At 52.9% G+C, this 19,080-nt stretch carries 14 protein-coding genes and 1 pseudogene; 9 read left to right on the top strand and 6 right to left on the bottom strand.

Features of this window, described 5'->3' with window-relative positions; translation table 11 throughout:
* Positions 1 to 21: 21 nt before the first annotated feature.
* The 3 genes from GYRE_RS16590 to GYRE_RS16580 all read right to left on the bottom strand — a co-directional run bounded on the left by GYRE_RS16590 (position 22) and on the right by GYRE_RS16580 (position 5,886).
* The gene (locus GYRE_RS16590) at positions 22 to 3,372 is read right to left on the bottom strand and encodes an O-linked N-acetylglucosamine transferase family protein (RefSeq protein WP_038256761.1); all 3,351 of its coding nucleotides are present in this window, start codon (positions 3,370 to 3,372) and stop codon (positions 22 to 24) included.
* A 40-nt stretch (positions 3,373 to 3,412) separates the two neighbouring features.
* Positions 3,413 to 4,837 carry a hypothetical protein gene (locus GYRE_RS16585; protein ID WP_038256759.1) on the bottom strand — a complete coding sequence of 475 codons (1,425 nt, stop codon included), beginning with the start codon at positions 4,835 to 4,837 and terminating at the stop codon, positions 3,413 to 3,415.
* A 212-nt stretch (positions 4,838 to 5,049) separates the two neighbouring features.
* Positions 5,050 to 5,886, bottom strand: coding sequence for a flagellin N-terminal helical domain-containing protein (locus tag GYRE_RS16580; protein ID WP_006820492.1), 837 nt, complete (start codon positions 5,884 to 5,886; stop codon positions 5,050 to 5,052).
* 418 nt (positions 5,887 to 6,304) lie between these two features.
* Here GYRE_RS16580 and fliD point away from each other — a divergent pair, with 418 nt between their 5' ends.
* The 4 genes from fliD to amyA all read left to right on the top strand — a co-directional run bounded on the left by fliD (position 6,305) and on the right by amyA (position 10,113).
* Positions 6,305 to 7,735 carry a flagellar filament capping protein FliD gene (gene fliD / locus GYRE_RS16575; RefSeq protein ID WP_038256757.1) on the top strand — a complete coding sequence of 477 codons (1,431 nt, stop codon included), beginning with the start codon at positions 6,305 to 6,307 and terminating at the stop codon, positions 7,733 to 7,735.
* Positions 7,736 to 7,744: 9 nt separating this feature from the next.
* Positions 7,745 to 8,155: a flagellar export chaperone FliS gene (fliS, locus tag GYRE_RS16570; protein WP_006820495.1), complete on the top strand. Its 411-nt coding sequence runs from the start codon at positions 7,745 to 7,747 to the stop codon at positions 8,153 to 8,155.
* Positions 8,155 to 8,520 (top strand): flagella biosynthesis regulatory protein FliT, encoded by a 366-nt coding sequence (gene fliT, locus GYRE_RS16565; protein WP_006820496.1) that lies wholly within the window; start codon positions 8,155 to 8,157, stop codon positions 8,518 to 8,520. Before fliS ends, fliT begins: the two co-directional genes overlap by 1 nt.
* Before the next feature lie 105 nt (positions 8,521 to 8,625).
* A complete protein-coding gene (amyA, locus tag GYRE_RS16560; RefSeq protein WP_006820497.1) occupies positions 8,626 to 10,113 on the top strand; it encodes an alpha-amylase in 1,488 nt (495 codons plus the stop codon).
* 33 nt (positions 10,114 to 10,146) lie between these two features.
* Here amyA and yedD read toward each other — a convergent pair whose 3' ends face one another.
* Positions 10,147 to 10,557, bottom strand: a complete 411-nt coding sequence (gene yedD / locus GYRE_RS16555; RefSeq protein ID WP_006820498.1) for a lipoprotein YedD — start codon at positions 10,555 to 10,557, stop codon at positions 10,147 to 10,149.
* Between the two features lie 345 nt (positions 10,558 to 10,902).
* On the opposite strand from yedD, the gene GYRE_RS16550 reads away from it, so the two are divergent.
* Complete coding sequence (locus GYRE_RS16550) at positions 10,903 to 12,168, top strand: oligosaccharide repeat unit polymerase (RefSeq protein WP_006820499.1); 1,266 nt, start codon at positions 10,903 to 10,905, stop codon at positions 12,166 to 12,168.
* A 52-nt stretch (positions 12,169 to 12,220) separates the two neighbouring features.
* On the opposite strand, the gene GYRE_RS16545 is transcribed toward GYRE_RS16550, so the two are convergent.
* Both GYRE_RS16545 and fliE read right to left on the bottom strand, forming a co-directional pair.
* Complete coding sequence (locus tag GYRE_RS16545) at positions 12,221 to 13,369, bottom strand: acyltransferase family protein (protein WP_006820500.1); 1,149 nt, start codon at positions 13,367 to 13,369, stop codon at positions 12,221 to 12,223.
* A 444-nt stretch (positions 13,370 to 13,813) separates the two neighbouring features.
* Positions 13,814 to 14,125, bottom strand: a complete 312-nt coding sequence (fliE, locus tag GYRE_RS16540; RefSeq protein ID WP_006820570.1) for a flagellar hook-basal body complex protein FliE — start codon at positions 14,123 to 14,125, stop codon at positions 13,814 to 13,816.
* A 215-nt stretch (positions 14,126 to 14,340) separates the two neighbouring features.
* Between fliE and fliF the strand changes: the two are divergent.
* The 4 genes and pseudogenes from fliF (at position 14,341) to fliI (ending at position 19,067) form a co-directional block, all read left to right on the top strand.
* Positions 14,341 to 16,009, top strand: a pseudogene (gene fliF / locus GYRE_RS16535) (flagellar basal-body MS-ring/collar protein FliF).
* Complete coding sequence (gene fliG / locus GYRE_RS16530; protein WP_006820573.1) at positions 16,002 to 16,997, top strand: flagellar motor switch protein FliG; 996 nt, start codon at positions 16,002 to 16,004, stop codon at positions 16,995 to 16,997. Before fliF ends, fliG begins: the two are co-directional and overlap by 8 nt.
* On the top strand, positions 16,990 to 17,697 hold the full coding sequence (gene fliH, locus GYRE_RS16525; RefSeq protein WP_038256754.1) for a flagellar assembly protein FliH: 708 nt from the start codon (positions 16,990 to 16,992) through the stop codon (positions 17,695 to 17,697). Before fliG ends, fliH begins: the two co-directional genes overlap by 8 nt.
* On the top strand, positions 17,697 to 19,067 hold the full coding sequence (gene fliI / locus GYRE_RS16520) for a flagellar protein export ATPase FliI (protein WP_006820575.1): 1,371 nt from the start codon (positions 17,697 to 17,699) through the stop codon (positions 19,065 to 19,067). Before fliH ends, fliI begins: the two co-directional genes overlap by 1 nt.
* Positions 19,068 to 19,080 lie beyond the last annotated feature (13 nt).

Genomic DNA, 19,080 nt, shown 5'->3' with positions numbered 1-19,080 from the left:
GAAAATCGCCTGTTTAACCTGTTAACGTACTAGTGGTACTGCGTTGCCTGATTCTTCAATCACAAATGACTGCGCAGGCTGGCCCTTGCAGTACAGCGCCCATGCGTGACGCAGCGCATACTCCAGATGTCCGGCCGCGCTGAATCCGTTTTCAGTTTCCACCGGGATCTGGCTGCGCATGCCACGTCGAATTGCGTTCAGTTCGTCAAAATGATCGCGCCAGTACAGCGCTTTGCTGACGAAATCCGCCTTATCCATGGCGATAAACTGGTGCAATCCATAACTGTTCATATTTTCAACGCCCTGTCTGCAGGCCAGGGTTTCACCGCACAACGTCAGGGTCGGTACGCCCATCCACGCCGCGTGGTTTGTCGTCGTGCCGCCGGTATATGGGAAGGTATCGAGCAAAATATCTACCCGATCGTGGCTTGCCAGATACTCCAGCAGCGGCATACGCCCCTGGAACGAGAGGCGCTCTTCCGCCACGCCAAGCTCGACGAGCTGCCGCGTTATCTGCCGCCTGATACGTTCATCATCCATAAAGCCAATGTGCAGCCGTGATTGCGGATACTGAGTGAGGATCGAAGCCCACAGCTGCAGCACTTCCGGGTTAATTTTCTTTGGTCGGTTGAAGCTACCAAAGGTGATGTAACCCTTACTGAGCGCGGGCAGTTCGCTGATTTCCGGACTGTTCTTCTCGGGTGAAAACAGCTTATCCATCGGTACGTAAATCACTTTTTCGAGGAACTGTTTTTCCAGACCCGGTGGATTAAGACAGCCCATCGACAGCAGGCGATAATCCATCGCCGCAATACCGGAAGTGCCCGGATAACCAATCCACGTCATCTGTACCGGTGCCGGTCGCAGTGCAAACGCCGGAATACGCGTGTAGGTGGTATGCCCCGAGAGATCGATAAGAATATCGATGGCATCAGCGTTAATCTGTTTTGCCAGTTCTACATCGCTCATCAGCTCGACATTGCGCCACAGCACCGCCCCTGCCTGTAACCTGTCGGTCATCCAGTCGTGGGTCGGCGAGGCGTTATAGCCCACCAGTTCAAAGTGCTCGCGGTTAAAGCTGTCCCAGAACGGCAGCAGGAAGTTGCTGACCGGGTGGTTACGCAGATCGCCCGAGACAAAACCAATGCGTAATTTCCGCGTCGGATTTTTATCCACTGGCGCATAGTGCTCGAGCATCTCGCCCGCCGCCCAGGCATCCACCCGGCGGCCGTACTCTTTATGCATCTCCAGCTGCTGCTGCGCGGTCACCGTATGATCGTGGGTCAACACGAACAGCAGGCTGGTGAAGCAGTCAAAATCATTCGGCTTCAGCTCCAGCGCTTTTTCGAGGAAGTATCTGGCTTCATCCAGCTTCTGGTTATCGCTGAGGATCACTCCCAGCGTCCCAAGATAGCGGGCATTATTTGGCTGATGGCGGAAAGCCTCACGGCTGCATTTTTCCGCTAACTGCGCCTGGCCCTGCATCTGGTGTAGCGTAGCCAGCGAGTGCCAGAACCCGGCACTTTTGCTGTCCAGGCGCAGCAAACCATGGATAATTTTCTGCGCATGATGACGATCGCCGGTCTTTTGCAACGCCGTCGCCAGGTCGTAGTAAATATCGAGGCTGGAGCAGAAGTGCCCCATCAGTTGGCAAAGCGCCGACAGCGCTTCCTGCCAGGCGCTGGTCAGGACACAGGTGCGCGAATAGCAGCGCAGAATATGCAGATCGTCGGGTGATTCGTTCAATAACGCGAAGGTATATTCGCGCGCCTGCTGGGATTTCCCCTGACGAATCAGCAAATTGACGTGGCTGTATAATTCATCAATAGCACCATCGTCTTCTGGCGCAGGTAACTCCGGTACGCCGACGTTATCGGCGAGCAGGCCACCCCGTTTCATACCCACGCTCAGTAACAGCAGCGTAGTAATCATCGGCTTCAGGCGGGAAAGTGTTCCTTCGCGTAGGAACCGCTGTATCGCCACTTTCCAGGCCTGAGCAGAACCAATCAGCACACCTTTAGCGCGCAGCGATAAGAAATGCTGCCAGCTCTCATCATCCACCGTCGTCATCGCACCGGCCAGGTACTCCCGCTCCCCAGCGGTGACCTCAACGCCGACGCCCCACAGGTTGGTCAGTTCGCTATCCCCCAGCACCAGCAGCGTGTTTTGGCTATTCGCGTTATACGGCCCCGGCTCGGCGCTCCAGTGCAGCCCTTCCGGGCGGAGCAGAAAAAGTTCGGTTAACGCAGCGAGCACTGGCTCACGGACCTCATCATTTTTTTCCGGCAGCCGTGTGTTGAAGATCAGTTGCTCCACGCTGAGGCTCAGCGGCCACGCCGCGCCCAGCAGATCGAGAATTTGCAGCATGACCGGGTTTTCCGTACTGAGCGGCTGACCGCTGGCGCTGAGATGCCCGTTGGCAATAAACCCTTTGTCGGTCACCATTCGGGTGAAATTACCCGCCCAGTGCAGGTCTTCGAGCCTCGCAAGATTGGGTTCTGCAGGAACGCCACGTTCTGCCTGAGTGGTCAGCAGCGTCACCCGCTCCCCCCGACCTGTTGCAATGTCGAGATACTGCTGGGCAATCGCGTGCGACGTACCGCTGGCGATTGCACTGTGCAACTGATGAATACTCTCCCCACAGGCAATTGCCAGCGAAGCGTGCGGGAGTGCATCGCCCAGCGGGTACAGGCCTTGTCCTGCCAACTGCTGGCAGAATTCGCTATACCAGCGAGCCGGCGCGGGCTCCAGCAGCCACTGAACGGTCAGCGCGTTATCGTCCAGCGCTTCGGCTTCCAGCACCGTTTGCCTGAGGCTCCCCTCAGGCAAAGTCAGCGCCATCCATCCGAGCATGGCTCTGGCGCTCACCAACGGGGAGTCGTTGGCATCGCCACGCTGAATATGAAACGCCAGTGCATCGCGAAGCTGCTGCGCTTCGCTACCTCCGGGTAATACGGCGTGCCGTAGACTGATAATACCGTTAGCAGCCAGGTGCTGTTGGCACCATGCCAGCACCGCCTCACGCTCGGCCTCACCCAGACAGGCAAAGACGCCATGCAAAATGATGTAATCAAGCTCTCCAGGAGAGACGGCCAGCAGATCGTTCAACCCGATGGCATAAGTCGCAACGTTGCTGAGCTCAAGGGCGGCAATGGTGCTACCTGCCTGCGCTATCAGTTGCTCATCAATATCAATGCCAATGCACACGCTCTGTGGCCATGCGCGAGCATGGGCAATGAGCGTTTCTGCGCTGCCACATCCCAGCTCCATGATGCGGGCATGGGCGGAAGGTGCCGTCTCCATGCCGCTCAGCATGGCGCTGGCGCGCAAAGACGCGGGCGTAAGGTATCGATTCTGGTACAACGTTTTCACTGGTCGCTTCCGTATTCAAATCTGTACAGACGGCACAGGGTTAATGTGCCGGGAAATATTTCTCGCAGAGTGCGGTTTTATACTGCTGCCAGTTGCCACCGCCTTTTTTGTAGGTGGTGACCACCCAACTGAACGTCTGGTCATGGTGACGTGTGTCGATAACTAGCGAGGGGTCAACCCGACCAATGCTCATCTGCTCAATGGCAGGCATCGCATCAACGGCAAACGACAACGCCACCTGGTCGAGGAACCAGACCACATTCCCGCGCATCAGGTTGTGATCGATAAAGCGCGCGACGATATCGAGATAGCGCTGTGAAATCGTGTCCGGCTCGGCGTACAGGAAGCCGCCCTGAACACGCTCCCACAGCGGTGCCGATTCGTTGTTGGTCAGGAATAATTTCTGCGCTCCGAGCGCAGTAAGTGTTGCTTGCCATGAATTGCGCACCAGGCAGTCGGCATCGAGCAGCAGGATCGGTGCGGCAAAGACTTCCAGCGCATGGCTCATGAATACGAATCGACGGGAAGCATAGTGGACGTTGATCCCCTGCGTGGTTTTCACCTCTTCATGACTCAGAGAAAGCGCTAACCCCGGGAAGCAGGCAGCAAGTTCATGAACCTGAGCTTCGAGCCCGTCGTCGCAGTTATAAATATGCAGATGCACATTCAGCTCGCAGCCGTTAGTCTCATAGACAGAGGCCACCAGCGCTTTGGCGTGCTGGAGGAAATAGCCTTTGTCGCAGGCAATCAGCACCGTGGTTTTACCATTTTTGCTGTGCGGAATAAGCCACTGATAGCGCGAGGTATCAAGTTCGGTATGCGCGCTCTGTAGCGGCGTAAAATCAATATATGAATCAGGGCAACCGCCCAGCTTATAAATACCGCAGACGATCATCAGCAGCGTGAACGGATCCTCACCAATCAGCTCAGAATCCGCCGTCATATGCTGGATCACTATCTGCAGTTGATTGTCATCTTCTTCCATCAGGCAAATCAGCAGCAGAATTTTAAGCACCGCCGCCTGCTGGCTGAGCGTGGAGAGATTATTAGATATAAGGAATAGCGCGGATTCAATTTCATTGATACGGAATAAAATCTGAATAGCGACAACCAGATTGGTAACCGAATTGTCGCTCTGCAGAGCAGCAACAATATAGTTGGTGATGCTCTCAGCCATTTCCGGCGGAACGGTATAACGCTGCCCTTCGTTCTTCACATCGAAAGCATTGTTCGCCAGGGTTAGCGCATACATCATGGCCTTCAGGGCCGCCTCTTTCTCCGCACTGAGCCCGGTTTCCGTCGCCATGATAATGGGTTTCATCGTATCGAGGTCGGTGTTGCGGAACTGCAAAATTTCAGCAACCGCCTGGGCAGGAAGCCTGTCTGAATCAGGTAAATCGATGACTTTGGTAAATACATCGCGATAGTACTGATGCAACGCACGGGTACGTGAAAACTTATTCATGTTATTAGCTCAATGTTGATGCAAACGGAGCAGCCTTCGCTCAGGCAAAGAGAAGTCATTCTGATTACGGTATCACCGCAGATGCAGGAGTGATGAGGGGATAAAACGCAGGATCAGGGGCTTATTTTGTACATTGTCTCTCAGGCTTCCCTGGAGAGAGACGAAAAAAAGGTTGCTGTCGCCAGCAACCTTTTGTGCAAAGTGCGTCGATATTAACGCAGCAGGGACAGCATTGCCTGCGGAACCTGGTTTGCCTGAGACAGAACAGAAGTACCAGCCTGCTGCAGGATCTGCGCGCGGGACATGTTGGAAACTTCGGTCGCGTAGTCAGCATCCTGGATACGGGACTGAGCAGCAGACAGGTTGTTGATAGAGTTGTTCAGGTTGTTGATGGTAGATTCGAAACGGTTCTGAATCGCACCCATGTTGGAACGAGCGGTATCGATTTTCGCGATAGCAGCATCGGCCGCAGAGATAACTGCCTGTGCAGAGGAGTTATCAGTGATGGAGGTGCTCAGGCCAGCGTCCAGGGTACCGGAAGTGGCGTTGATCAGCGCAGTGCTGTCGATAGCGATGGTATCGTTAGCAGAAGTACCTGCACCAACCTGAATTTTCAGGGCGCCAGTGACAGAACCGTCCAGCAGTTTTTTACCGTTGAAGTTCGCGGAACCAGCGATACGGTCGATTTCAGCCAGACGCTGAGTGATTTCAGTGTTAACTGATTTCAGGTCGGTTGCGCCGTTGGTGTCGGTTGCTGCCTGTACAGACAGTTCACGGATACGCTGTAAGTTGGTGTTGATTTCGTTCAGGTTACCTTCAGCGGTCTGCACCATGGAGATACCGTCGTTCGCGTTACGAGCGGCCTGGGTCATACCCTTGATCTGAGAGTTCATGCGGTTAGCAATCGCCTGACCAGCAGCGTCATCTTTCGCGCTGTTGATACGCAGACCGGAGGACAGACGCTCGATAGCGGTGCCCAGAGAAGACTGAGATTTGTTCAGGTTGTTCTGAGTGGTCAGGGACAACAGGTTAGTATTGATAACTGCCATGATTCGTTTCCTTCATAAATTAGATTCTAGGGTCGGTGCCTAACACCCACGGCGTCTCTCACCGTCAAAAAGGGTATCGGCGGCAGTTAACAAGACTTTAGAATCAAAATGAAAAAAATCATTAACCATTGATATATAAGGATTTTTAATATTATATTTTTCCTCAGGTAAATATATTGGCGTTATTTAAGGGGAATTTTTACCTGCCTGCCCTTTCTGACTTTCTTCCTTATTATTAATACGCGATCGCCAATGGCGAATTTCTCTACTGCGTTAATTTTATGCACAGGCAATCCCTGCATAAGCCCGCAATCCCCTCGGCTATTCCAGGGATTATTTTTTTCCTCTTTATGTAAACTTTTCCGACACCGCGCCGATAAAAGTCTCAAACGACCAAAATACATAAAGGAAAATTTGTATGGCTTCAATCAGCAACCTTGGTGCGGGAACAAACCTGAACCTTAATGACCTTTACACCCAGTTGGAAACGGCAGAACAAAGCAAGCTGAACATCATCACCCGTCAGCAGAGCACTTATAACGCGCAGCTGAGCGCGTGGGGCAAGCTGCAAAGCTCCCTGCAGAGCCTGCAGACTGCAACCGCCAACCTGGGTAAAGCGGATACCTGGAGCTCCACGACGGTAACCAGTACCAACACCGCGTTTACCGCCACCTCAACCAGCGGCGCGTCAGTGGGTTCGTATACGATTAACGTTGCTCAACTCGCCAAAGCTCAGGCGTTGACCACCGGTAAGCAGGCCAGCAACACCGCGCAGTTGGGTGCCACTACCGGAGGCACGCGAGACATTACGATTACCCAGCCGGGTACCAAAACGCCGTTGAAGGTGACGCTGTCTGACTCCGACACCTCCCTGAACGGTATCGCGAGCGCGATTAACAAATCCGGCGGCAACGTGAATGCCACCGTGATAAAGGCCACCGACGGCGATTACCGCCTGATGCTGACCTCTAAATCCACCGGCGTCAGCGGTGATATGACCGTGACCGTTACGGGTGATGACACCCTGCAGGGTGTGATTGGCTTCGACTCCAGCAGCCAAACCGGTGCCATGACCCTGCAAACAAAGTCGCAGAATGCGAAAGTGACCGTGAACAATATCGACATTGAGCGCGAGTCCAACACCATCTCTGACGTACTGCCGGGTGTGACTCTGTCACTGAAAGCGCAAAGCAAGGCTGATGAAAACCTCGAGTTATCACGCTCAACCGATACAAACAAAAAAGCGATCACCGACTGGGTGGCAGCATACAACTCGCTGCAGTCGACGATTGCCAGCCTGACCAAATACGTCAAAGTTGACCCAGGCAAAGCGCAGTCTACCGACAGCGGCCCGCTGATTGGTGACAGCCAGGTTCGCTCCGTACAAGCCGATTTACGCGGCCTGCTGACTGAAGTTCAGAGCGGCGGCGCTTACAAGCTGATGACCCAGTTGGGTATCACCCAGGATCCGAACATTGGCGCTGACGGCTCGCTCGGTAACCTGAAAATTGATGACAAGAAACTGACCCAGGCATTAACCGATAACCCGGAAGGCGTGCAGAGCTACTTCATGGGCGATGGTAAAACCACCGGTTTCGCCACCATGATGAACAACAAGCTCACCACCATGCTGAGTACCACCACCGGTAAAGAAGGTGTGGTGCAGAACGCCAAAAACGGTATCAACAGCACGCTGAAGAGCCTGGACCAACGCTACGACGATATGCAGGCGTCTATCGATGCCACTATGGCGCGTTACAAAACGCAGTTTACAAACCTGAGTTCGCTGGTGAACAAGTTAACCAACACCTCTAACTATCTGACTCAGCAATTCACCAAAAGCAGTTAAGGAACTGATATGTACAACAATTCTGGTGTTCAGGCCTACCAGAAAGTCGGGTTGGAAAGTGCGGTGCTGAGCGCCAGCCCGCACCAGCTCGTCGTGATGCTGTTTGACGGCGCGCTCAGTGCAATGGTGCGTGCCCGTCTATTTCTGGAGCAAGGTGATATTGTGGCTAAGGGAGAATCACTCTCTAAGGCTATCAATATCATCGATAATGGACTGAAGGCCGGACTGAACATGGACGTTGGTGGAGAACTCCCCCATAACCTGTCAGCGTTGTATGACTATATGGTCAGGCGGTTGCTGCATGCCAACCTGCGTAACGATGTCGCAGCAATTTCAGAAGTGGAAGCACTGCTGAATAATATTGCTGACGCATGGAAACAGATTGGCCCAAGTTCACCTTCACTCCAGGACGTGTTCTGATGACCGACTCCATCCCATCACTTCAGAACTGGCACGCCCTGTTGGCTTTAAGTCATACCCTGCTCAGTCTTGCCCATGAGGGTAAATGGGATGAGCTGGTTGAACATGAGGTCACCTACGTGACGATGGTCGAACGTATTGCCGGGCAGCCCTTGCCCGCCAATAACACGCTGTTTCAGGATAAAGCCCGGATACTGCTGGCACAGATCCTCGACAACGAAGCCCGACTTAAAACGTTGTTGCAGGAAAGGATGAGTGAGCTTCAGGTACTGATAAACCAGACCGGAAAGCAAAAATCCGTGACCACGGCCTATGGCAGTCTCTCAGGTAATATTCTGTTCCCCAACGAATTCAACTCCCAGTAATTCCGGAAACATCCCCTCCAGAGATTCGCTGGCGCGCACTGCGCGCCAGGCATTTTCCCGCTTCGTCAGCCATACTTGAGGCTCCTCATCTTATGGAGCAGCGGAATGCGCAACCCCACCTTACTACAATGCTTTCACTGGTATTACCCTGCGGGCGGTGAATTGTGGCGAGAAGTTGAAGCGCTGGCCCCCAATCTCAACGAAATCGGCGTCAACATGATTTGGCTTCCCCCGGCTTACAAAGGGGCATCGGGCGGTTACTCTGTCGGTTACGACAGCTACGACTTATTCGATCTCGGAGAATTTGACCAGAAAGGCACTATTGCCACCAAATATGGCGACAAGGCGCAGCTACAGGCCGCCATTAACGCACTGAAAAACCATGACATTGCCGTGTTACTCGATGTGGTGGTCAACCACAAAATGGGCGCTGACGAGAAAGAACAGATCCGCGTGCAGCGGGTAAACGAGCAGGATCGCACCCAAATTGACGATGAAATTGTCGAATGCGAGGCATGGACCCGTTACACCTTCCCCGCTCGCGCAGGGCAGTATTCACAGTTTATCTGGGATTTTAAATGCTTCAGCGGCGTCGACCATATCGAGAACCCCGATGAAGACGGGGTGTTTAAAATCGTCAACGACTACACCGGCGACGGCTGGAACGATCAGGTCGATGATGAGATGGGCAACTTCGACTACCTGATGGGCGAAAACATTGATTTTCGCAATCATGCGGTAACTGAAGAGATAAAATACTGGGCACGCTGGGTGATGGAGCAGACCCATTGCGACGGTTTTCGCCTTGATGCGGTCAAACACATTCCGGCCTGGTTTTATAAGGAGTGGATTGAGCACGTTCAGGAAGTCACCGATAAACCGCTGTTTATTGTTGCGGAATACTGGTCGCACGAGGTCGATAAGCTGCAGAACTACATCGACCAGGTCGACGGGCAAACCATGCTGTTCGACGCGCCGCTACAAATGCATTTCCACGAGGCTTCCCGCCTTGGCCGCGACTACGACATGAGTCAGATCTTTACCAACACGCTGGTCGAAGCAGACCCCTTCCACGCCGTCACGCTGGTTGCCAATCACGATACCCAGCCGCTGCAGGCACTGGAGGCCCCCGTAGAAGCCTGGTTTAAGCCGCTGGCCTACGCGCTTATCCTGCTGCGCGAGAACGGTGTGCCTTCCGTGTTTTACCCGGATCTGTTCGGTGCCAGCTATGAGGACACTGGCCGCGACGGTAACCAGTACAACATCGAGATGCCGGTCATCGAGCAGTTGCACGAGCTTATCGATGCCCGTCAACGTTTCGCCCACGGCGTGCAGACGCTTTACTTCGACCACCCTAACTGTATCGCTTTCAGCCGTAGCGGTACCGACAATGCGCCCGGTTGCGTGGTGGTGATGTCAAACGGCGACGATGGTGAAAAAGCGCTGACGCTTGGCGATAACTACGGCGGCAAACGCTGGAAGGATTTTCTTGGCAATCGTCAGGAAATCATCGAGACCGACGACAACGGCAACGCGACGTTTACCTGCGAAGGCGGCAGCGTCAGCGTGTGGGTAATAGAGGATGTGCTGTAACAAAATCCCCGGCGATAATGCCGGGGAAGCCGATTACTTCAGCGGTTTGATGTTATTTTTCGCCATCGCATCGGCGCATTCCTGCGTCGGACGATCGACACGCTGCAGCTCCATACGATCGTATTCAAGCGTACTACCGTCGAGATCCAGGCTGTAGACATCCGGCTTGCTGGTGACGTTGTAGTAATCGTCACTGCGCTGCATCAGTTTACCCGGCACCGCAATCACCCGCTGCCACTGGCGGCAATCCAGCGTATCGCCATCTTTGGTAATAATCAGGCTGGCTATTGCCTCCGGGCTCACCATCACGCTCTGCGGCCCTTTCGACTGCCAGTAACCCGCAAGTTTCGCCGGTGCGGGCGCCTTCACCACGTTGTGGTAATTATCCACCTGTACGCATCCCGCCAGCGCCAGCAGCGCGCCCGCCATTGCTAATTTTTTCATCACTTTTCCTGCAAACGGAGAAAAAAATATTGTGGCATTAACGGATTAACAGCGCCAGTGTTTCGGGCGGGTTCGTTGGAACTACTTCCGTGCCATCCCATTACACGTCCTTTTACGTGTTCTTAAAGTCCTACTAACTGTTTCCACGCACAAGTTTTTTCTCAATTCATAACTTGTACTCTATATCTGGCTATAATCTCATATCTTTGTCAGTAGATTGCTGGCATCGTCTAAACATTCCGGCTATGGAGCCCCATGATGGCCATTTTGTGACCAAGGTTGCCGTTGGACTTATCTATGCCTCCATGTTAAATTTCGTATAACGTCTGACACAAAGAAAACACCATGGATTACATACTTTCATATATTACACTGTCGGCAATGGCAATTTTTGTATTTTCTTTGATCGTTTTGTTTTCAAAGTATTACGGAAATCCATTTAATCCGGCATCCTACTATCTTGCTTTTGATAGTGGGCTAAGGGTAATTCTTAGCTGCGCAATGCTATTTATTGGTGGCGCTACTGCTTTTAAAGACAGCGATATAACTCACGCACTTCTGCTACATTTCCTATATGTATTTTGTTTTATCGCACCATTTTTCCTTAGATCAGAGCATGCGTATTCTGTATTTAAAGGCTTTATTTATTGCTTCCGACTGAATGATTCTGACCGGGTAATGAAGAAAAGTGGATTATCTGCATTTATGATAATAACATTTATGGCAGTTAACTTCATCATGCTGGCCAAAGTGGGTGGTGGTGGAGAAAAGTGGTTCTTATCCCCAAGGGATGCATATATTGAAAATAAATTTGGAGCTGGCAACTTCTACCTTTTCTGGGTATGGAGCATATCGCTTTTCATGATTTATATTCTTTATACGAGAAAACCGACTTCTTTACGTGAACTGCTTAAGATTTCTCCATATGTGTTGTTTTGTTTAGCCATTAGCTACTTTACCGGTTCAAAACAAAACATCCTAATCATCGTTTTAATTATAATATTTTACTATTCTCATTTTATAAAACAAATAAAGCTCTCAAAATTTGCATTGATTGGCGTATCGCTACTTTCTTTATTCTTAGCAATCCAGCTAATTCAAGGAACTACAAATAATATTTTTGGCGCATTGGCGTACTTCGATTACTTCCAGAAAACAATTGATTTTGTTGGTAACTACGATAAGGTTGGTCCGAAGCTAGGTGAGTCATTCCTGAGTAGCTTCTGGGGATACATTCCACGATTTATAGATCCAGATAAGCCCGTTATTTACGGTCAGTTAATGATCCAGGAAGCTTTATATCCAGGTGCTGCGGATCAAGGTTATTACCCTGCTTTCAGTTCCTGGTCATTCCTGTATCTTGATTTTGAATGGGTTGGTGTGATGCTCTCCGGCCTGTTTGTCGGCTTTATGTCGTGGTCAGCTTATGAATTCTTTAGACGCAACCCTAACAGCGTCTTTGCATTTTCAATGGCGGCGCAGGCCACAATAACGATGTATATGGTTCCGCTTCACGGAGAGTTGTACCTGGTGGCATGGTTCATCATGCAACGAATCATGCTGGCACCAACATTCAGACGAAAAAACAACTTTTCCGAAAATCTGGCTTGAGTAAAAAGGGATATCCAGTTCTAAATGGGTATCCCTTTATTCTGTCTTATTTTTATTTCATCAAGACATCTTGACCAATCTTTCCAAATCGATGTTGGAATTCGGTGAGTATTTTTGACTTAAGCCAATTAGCAAGTGATTGTTCCAAATAACGATGTGAGATTGCTGCAGCAATAATCGACATCAGGACCATTAAGACAAAAAATGGAGCTCCCTCAGGTACCGCACCAATATATCTGAAAACTATATCAAGCGCCCCTTTGACAGGTAAATGTACCAGATAGAGTGAAAATGATATATCACCAAGGTAAGTAAAAACATGAGGTGCAGGGATTCGGATGGTTTTACTAGCGATCGCTAGTGATAATACAAGCGGGACTAGAGATATACCCCACATAAAAATACCATGATCCGCTCTGTACCACGATAAATACTGGTATATTGTAAAAGCTGTAGCCGTTGACACCAGGATCAGACACCAAAACTGACTTTCAACTCTAACTTTTGATTTATATATCAAAGCAATTCCTACTCCGGCAATGAACAGCCAAATAATTGGATTAGAAATGATATTAAGATAAAAAAATGAATAGGCATAATCCGGATAAACGCTTGCAGTTACTGAACCTGTAGTTAAGTATGGCAATACAACTAATGTCATCACTGCAACTGTAGCAAGCGCGATCCAGCGTGCCCGTCCAAGAAGCAAACTGGCACCAAATATGAGATAAAAATACATTTCATAGTTCAGCGTCCATCCAACAAACAATGGTGCAACGCCGTATACAGGTTTAGCAGAAATGTCACCTTGTGGAAGGAAAAGTAACGCTTTGAATAATGAATTAACATTACTCCCCGAATCGAAAAACGCCATCCCACCATGAAGTGTAAAAATGGATATTAATGTTAATGTTGTGTATACGGGAAAGATTCTGGTAAAACGCTTAATATAAAACTCAATGGTATAACGGATAGAGCCGTCCCCACTCCATGTCGTGCATACCATTATGAAACCGCTAATGATAAAAAACAGATCAACTCCGAATCCTGCACCACCCCAGAAAAGCATCCAGGAGATAGCTTTCGTATCATAGACAATGATGCCGGGAATGAACTCTGCAGCATGCCGTAAAACTACAGCGAGCGCAGCGATACCGCGAAGTGCCTGAATAAACTCTATATTACGTTTTTCGTTTTGCATGAACACCTGAACATGACAATTATTGCACGTTTAACGTTTCAGTAGTTGCCGGATTATTACAGGTAGGCGAATAGTGGTCAACAAACCCATGAAGTACCAACAATCGTACTCCAGGTGCAGTCACGCGCCACAATTTATGTCTAATCACCGGCACAAAGTAATCACGTAGTCATCAGGCTCTGAAATAAAGTGGTGATTCTTTGAATTTCAGGCAATTATCTTACGAAGGCGACTGCAGTAATGTTGCCAGGTGAAGGCGGCTAACAGCGCGTTACAGAAATCTTGACTACAGGATTTCATTTGATCTTCTAATAACGAGCCATCCGGAACAAGGTTTATGTTCAAACTGCATTAAAAGAATGTATTTGAGGAGCAATTTTCAGCGTTTGCCCCATCTATATCGGATGACTGTGGGGCAAACGAATATAACTACCAGGACGATACCTACACCTGCATGGACATCATTTCCTGATACGCCGTTACCAGCTTGTTGCGCACCTGAATCCCCATCTGCAGTGAAACAGACGATTTTTGCAGATCGGTCATCACGTCGTTGAGCGCAACGCCGGGTTCACCCAGTGAAAACTTTTCTGCCTGTGCACGTGCCGCGGTTTGCGTGTCGCTGATGCGGTCCAGCGCAGCGGTAAGCTGCCCGGCAAAGCTGACGCCCTGCGGTGCTTCAACGGCCTGATTGCGCGCGACGCTCGCCGTCATCTGCATCTGGCTCAGTACGCCCTCGATACCCTGAACAGCCATGATCTTTCCTCTTTTATGAATTTCTGGGGCTGAGATTACCAGCTTGTCAATGAGATAAAGGCGCTAATTAGCGACAAAAAACGGGTTATTTGGCCCATCAAAAATTCTGAAGCATCAAATAATGGCATAGCTTTTTTTATGCGTTTGTCGACCCGGGAGTCTGTTTTGTTTCTCAATCTCTTTTTCGCCACTGGCCAGGATTTACGAGGTGCGCAATGAGCGCGACTGCAACGACCACGCCACAAACTAAAATTCCAGAGTGGATCAATCGCCTGCGTGCCAATCCGAAAATTCCGTTAATGGTGGCCAGTGCCGCAGCGGTCGCTATCGTTGTGGCCCTTGTGCTTTGGGCGAAAAGCCCGGACTACCGCACACTATTTTCGAATTTGTCCGATCAGGATGGGGGGCGCCATCGTCACCCAACTGCAGCAAATGAATGTGCCTTATCGCTTCGCTGACAGCGGCGGTGCGATTGAAGTTCCGGCAGAAAAAGTTCACGAACTGCGTTTACGCCTCGCTCAGCAAGGGCTGCCGAAAGGCGGCGCCGTTGGCTTTGAACTGCTGGATCAGGAAAAATTTGGCATCAGCCAGTTCAGCGAGCAGGTTAACTACCAGCGCGCACTGGAAGGTGAGCTGGCGCGGACCATTGAAACCTTAGGTCCGGTAAAAAGCGCTCGCGTCCACCTGGCAATGCCCAAACCAACGCTGTTCGTCCGTGAACAAAAATCCCCTTCTGCCTCCGTCACGCTGAACCTGGAACCAGGCCGCGCGCTCGACGAAGGACAAATCGCAGCCGTCGTTCATCTGGTCTCCAGCGCCGTAGCGGGCCTGCCGCCGGGCAATGTGACGCTGGTCGATCAGGGCGGTCATCTGCTGACCCAGTCCAATACCGGCGATCGTGACCTTAACGACGCACAGCTGAAATACTCTGCCGATGTCGAAGCGCGTATTCAGCGTCGCATTGAATCCATCCTCTTACCTATCGTCGGCAGCGGCAACGTGCATGCGCAGGTTACCGCCCAGATTAACTTCGATAATAAAGAGCAGACCGAAGAGCAGTATCGCCCGAACGGTGATGCAAGCCAGGCCGTCCTTCGTTCCCGTCAGGTGAGCGAGAGCGAGCAGCTCGGTAGCCCGTATCCTGGTGGTGTACCTGGGGCGCTGTCGAACTCCCCGGCGCCAGCACCAAATGCGCCTATCTCTACGCCGCCTGCCAACCAGCAAAATACGCAGACCAACGCTCAGCGTAATACCAGCAATGGTCCAAGCAATACTCAGCGTAACGAAACCAGTAACTACGAAGTCGACCGTACCATTCGTCACACCAAAATGAATGTGGGCGACGTGAAGCGTCTGTCGGTTGCCGTGGTGGTGAACTATCGCAACCTGCCGGACGGCAAACCGCTGCCGCTGACCGCCGATCAGATTAAACAGATTGAGAATCTGACCCGCGAAGCGATGGGCTTTACCGACAGCCGTGGCGATACCCTGAACGTGGTGAACTCGCCGTTCAACAGCACCGAAGACACCAGCGGCGACCTGCCGTTCTGGAAACAGCCGTGGTTTATCGATCAGCTGATGTCCGCCGGACGCTGGCTGCTGGTTGCCCTGGTCGCCTGGCTGCTGTGGCGGAAAGCGGTTCGCCCGCAAATCATCCGCCGCCAGGAGATGGCGAAAGTTGCCGTGGAAGAAGCCCGCGTGCGTCAGGAAACCGAAGACGCCGTGGAAGTTCGCCTCAGCAAAGACGAACAAGTTCAGCAGCGCCGTGCTAACCAGCGCCTGGGTGCCGAGGTGATGAGCCAGCGCATCCGTGAATTGTCAGACAACGATCCGCGCGTGGTGGCGCTGGTCATTCGCCAGTGGATGAATAACGACCATGAGTAATCTTTCCGGAACCGATAAAAGCGTCATCCTGTTGATGACCATTGGCGAAGACCGTGCGGCAGAGGTGTTTAAACACCTCTCCACCCGCGAAGTACAGACGCTGAGTGCGGCAATGGCCAACGTGCGTCAGATCTCCAACAAACAGCTGACCGACGTACTGGCAGAGTTTGAGCAGGAAGCCGAACAGTTTGCGGCGCTGAACGTCAACGCCAACGAATACCTGCGTTCCGTGCTGGTGAAAGCCCTCGGGGAAGAGCGTGCCGCCAGCCTGCTGGAGGATATTCTCGAAACCAACGAGACCACCAGCGGGATCGAAACGCTCAACTTTATGGAGCCACAGAGCGCGGCCGACCTTATCCGCGACGAGCACCCGCAGATCATCGCCACCATCCTCGTGCACCTCAAACGTGGCCAGGCGGCAGATATTCTGGCGCTGTTCGACGAACGTCTGCGTCACGACGTGATGCTGCGTATTGCCACCTTCGGCGGCGTCCAGCCTGCCGCACTGGCGGAACTGACCGAAGTGCTGAACAACCTGCTCGACGGCCAGAACCTCAAGCGCAGCAAAATGGGCGGCGTGAGAACCGCAGCCGAGATTATCAACCTGATGAAAACGCAGCAGGAAGAAGCGGTTATCACCGCCGTGCGCGAATTCGACGGCGAGCTGGCGCAGAAGATTATCGACGAGATGTTCCTGTTCGAAAACCTGGTCGAAGTCGACGATCGCAGTATCCAGCGCCTGCTGCAGGAAGTGGATTCCGAATCGCTGCTTATCGCTCTCAAAGGCGCCGAGCCACCGTTGCGCGAGAAGTTCCTGCGCAACATGTCGCAGCGTGCTGCCGACATCCTGCGCGACGACCTCGCCAACCGTGGTCCGGTCCGTCTGTCGCAGGTCGAGAACGAACAGAAAGCCATCCTGCTTATTGTTCGTCGTCTGGCAGAAACCGGCGAGATGGTGATTGGCAGCGGAGACGACACCTATGTCTGATAATTCGGCATGGAAAGTCTGGCAGCCCGACGATCTCGCACCGCCGATGCCCTCCTTCGCTCCTGCTTTTGAGGAGCCTGAAGAGGTGTTCGACGGCGAAGCGGTGGACGAGCGCAGCGAAGAAGAGAAGCTTCAGCAGCAGCTCGCCCAGATGCAGATGCAGGCGCACGAGCAGGGCTATGCGGCCGGTCTTAAAGAAGGCCGCAGCGACGGGCACGCCCAGGGGTATCAGGAAGGTCTGGCGAAAGGCCTTGAGCAAGGTCTGGTACAGGCACAGCAGCAGCAGGCACCGCTCCACGCCCGCATGCAGCAGCTGGTCAGCGAGTTCCAGCACACCCTCGATGCCCTCGACAGCGTGATTGCCTCACGTCTGATGCAGATGGCGCTGGAAGCCGCGCGTCAGGTTATCGGCTATGCGCCGACGGTGGATAACTCAGCGCTGATTAAACAGATCCAGGGTCTTCTGCAGCAGGAGCCGCTGTTCAGTGGCAAACCGCAGCTACGGGTGCATCCGGACGATCTGCAGCGCGTTGAAGAGATGCTCGGCGCAACCCTTAACCTGCACGGCTGGCGGCTGCGCGGCGATCCGACGCTGCATCCTGGCGGTTGCAAAGTTTCTGCCGATGAAGGCGATCTTGATGCCAGCGTGGCAACCCGCTGGCAGGAACTGTGCCGCCTGGCGGCACCCGGAGCCTGTTGATGACTGCACGTCTGACCCGCTGGCTCACGACCCTCGACAACTTCGAAACCCGCATGGCGCAGCTGCCTGCGGTTCGTCGCTACGGGCGCTTAACCCGCGCAACCGGGCTGGTGCTCGAAGCCACCGGGCTTCAGCTGCCGCTCGGTGCAACCTGCATTATTGAACGTCAGGATGGCACTGAAACTCAGGAAGTGGAAAGCGAAGTGGTGGGCTTTAATGGCCATCGCCTGTTCCTGATGCCGCTTGAAGAAGTGGAAGGTGTTCTGCCCGGTGCGCGCGTGTACGCCCGCAACAGCACGGGCGACGGCCTGCAAAGCGGCAAACAGCTGCCCCTTGGCCCTGCTCTGCTCGGTCGCGTGCTCGACGGCAGCGGTAAGCCGCTGGATGGCCTGCCTGCGCCCGACACTACCGAGACCGGCGCGCTTATCACCCCGCCGTTTAACCCACTGCAGCGTACCGCCATTGAGCACGTGCTGGATACCGGGGTTCGCCCGATTAACGCCCTGCTCACCGTTGGCCGTGGCCAGCGTATGGGCCTGTTCGCCGGTTCCGGCGTGGGTAAAAGCGTGCTGCTTGGCATGATGGCACGCTACACCCAGGCCGACGTTATCGTCGTGGGGCTCATCGGCGAGCGTGGTCGCGAAGTTAAAGACTTTATTGAAAACATTCTCGGTGCCGACGGTCGCGCCCGCTCCGTGGTGGTCGCCGCACCGGCGGACGTTTCTCCCCTGCTGCGTATGCAGGGTGCCGCCTATGCCACGCGCATCGCCGAAGATTTCCGTGACCGCGGGCAGCACGTGCTGCTGATCATGGATTCCCTGACCCGCTACGCCATGGCCCAGCGTGAAATTGCGCTGGCCATCGGTGAGCCACCGGCCACCAAAGGCTATCCGCCTTCCGTATTTGCCAAACTGCCAGCGCTGGTTGAACGCGCCGGGAATGGTATCAGCGGCGGTGGCTCGATTACCGCGTTTTATACGGTGCTTACCGAAGGTGACGATCAGCAGGATCCGATCGCCGACTCGGCGCGCGCCATCCTTGACGGTCACGTGGTGCTCTCGCGTCGCCTGGCCGAAGCCGGTCACTATCCGGCGATTGATATAGAAGCCTCGATCAGCCGTGCAATGACATCGCTCATTACCGAAGAGCACTACGCCCGCGTCCGTCACTTCAAACAGCTGCTCTCCAGTTTCCAGCGTAACCGTGACCTGGTCAGCGTCGGGGCCTATGCCAAGGGCAGCGACCCGATGCTCGACAAAGCGATAACGCTCTGGCCACAGCTGGAAGCTTTCTTACAGCAGGGCATTTTTGAACGTTCGGACTGGGACGATTCGCTGCAGGCGCTGGAACTGATTTTCCCTACGGCGTGATGAAGCAGGAGGT

The organism is Yokenella regensburgei ATCC 49455 (assembly GCF_000735455.1).
GTDB lineage: Bacteria > Pseudomonadota > Gammaproteobacteria > Enterobacterales > Enterobacteriaceae > Yokenella > Yokenella regensburgei.
The sequence above is the reverse complement of the archived record's forward strand: the minus strand, read 5'-3'. Positions and strand labels throughout refer to the sequence as shown.

Coding starts and splice junctions, on each gene's coding strand:
- GYRE_RS16545 (WP_006820500.1), bottom strand. CDS start 13,369: ATGCAAAACGAAAAACGTAATATAGAGTTTATTCAGGCACTTCGCGGT.
- GYRE_RS16580 (WP_006820492.1), bottom strand. CDS start 5,886: ATGGCAGTTATCAATACTAACCTGTTGTCCCTGACCACTCAGAACAAC.
- amyA (WP_006820497.1), top strand. CDS start 8,626: ATGCGCAACCCCACCTTACTACAATGCTTTCACTGGTATTACCCTGCG.
- fliG (WP_006820573.1), top strand. CDS start 16,002: ATGAGTAATCTTTCCGGAACCGATAAAAGCGTCATCCTGTTGATGACC.
- fliT (WP_006820496.1), top strand. CDS start 8,155: ATGACCGACTCCATCCCATCACTTCAGAACTGGCACGCCCTGTTGGCT.
- fliD (WP_038256757.1), top strand. CDS start 6,305: ATGGCTTCAATCAGCAACCTTGGTGCGGGAACAAACCTGAACCTTAAT.
- fliH (WP_038256754.1), top strand. CDS start 16,990: ATGTCTGATAATTCGGCATGGAAAGTCTGGCAGCCCGACGATCTCGCA.
- yedD (WP_006820498.1), bottom strand. CDS start 10,557: ATGAAAAAATTAGCAATGGCGGGCGCGCTGCTGGCGCTGGCGGGATGC.
- fliE (WP_006820570.1), bottom strand. CDS start 14,125: ATGGCTGTTCAGGGTATCGAGGGCGTACTGAGCCAGATGCAGATGACG.
- GYRE_RS16585 (WP_038256759.1), bottom strand. CDS start 4,837: ATGAATAAGTTTTCACGTACCCGTGCGTTGCATCAGTACTATCGCGAT.
- fliI (WP_006820575.1), top strand. CDS start 17,697: ATGACTGCACGTCTGACCCGCTGGCTCACGACCCTCGACAACTTCGAA.
- GYRE_RS16550 (WP_006820499.1), top strand. CDS start 10,903: ATGGATTACATACTTTCATATATTACACTGTCGGCAATGGCAATTTTT.
- fliS (WP_006820495.1), top strand. CDS start 7,745: ATGTACAACAATTCTGGTGTTCAGGCCTACCAGAAAGTCGGGTTGGAA.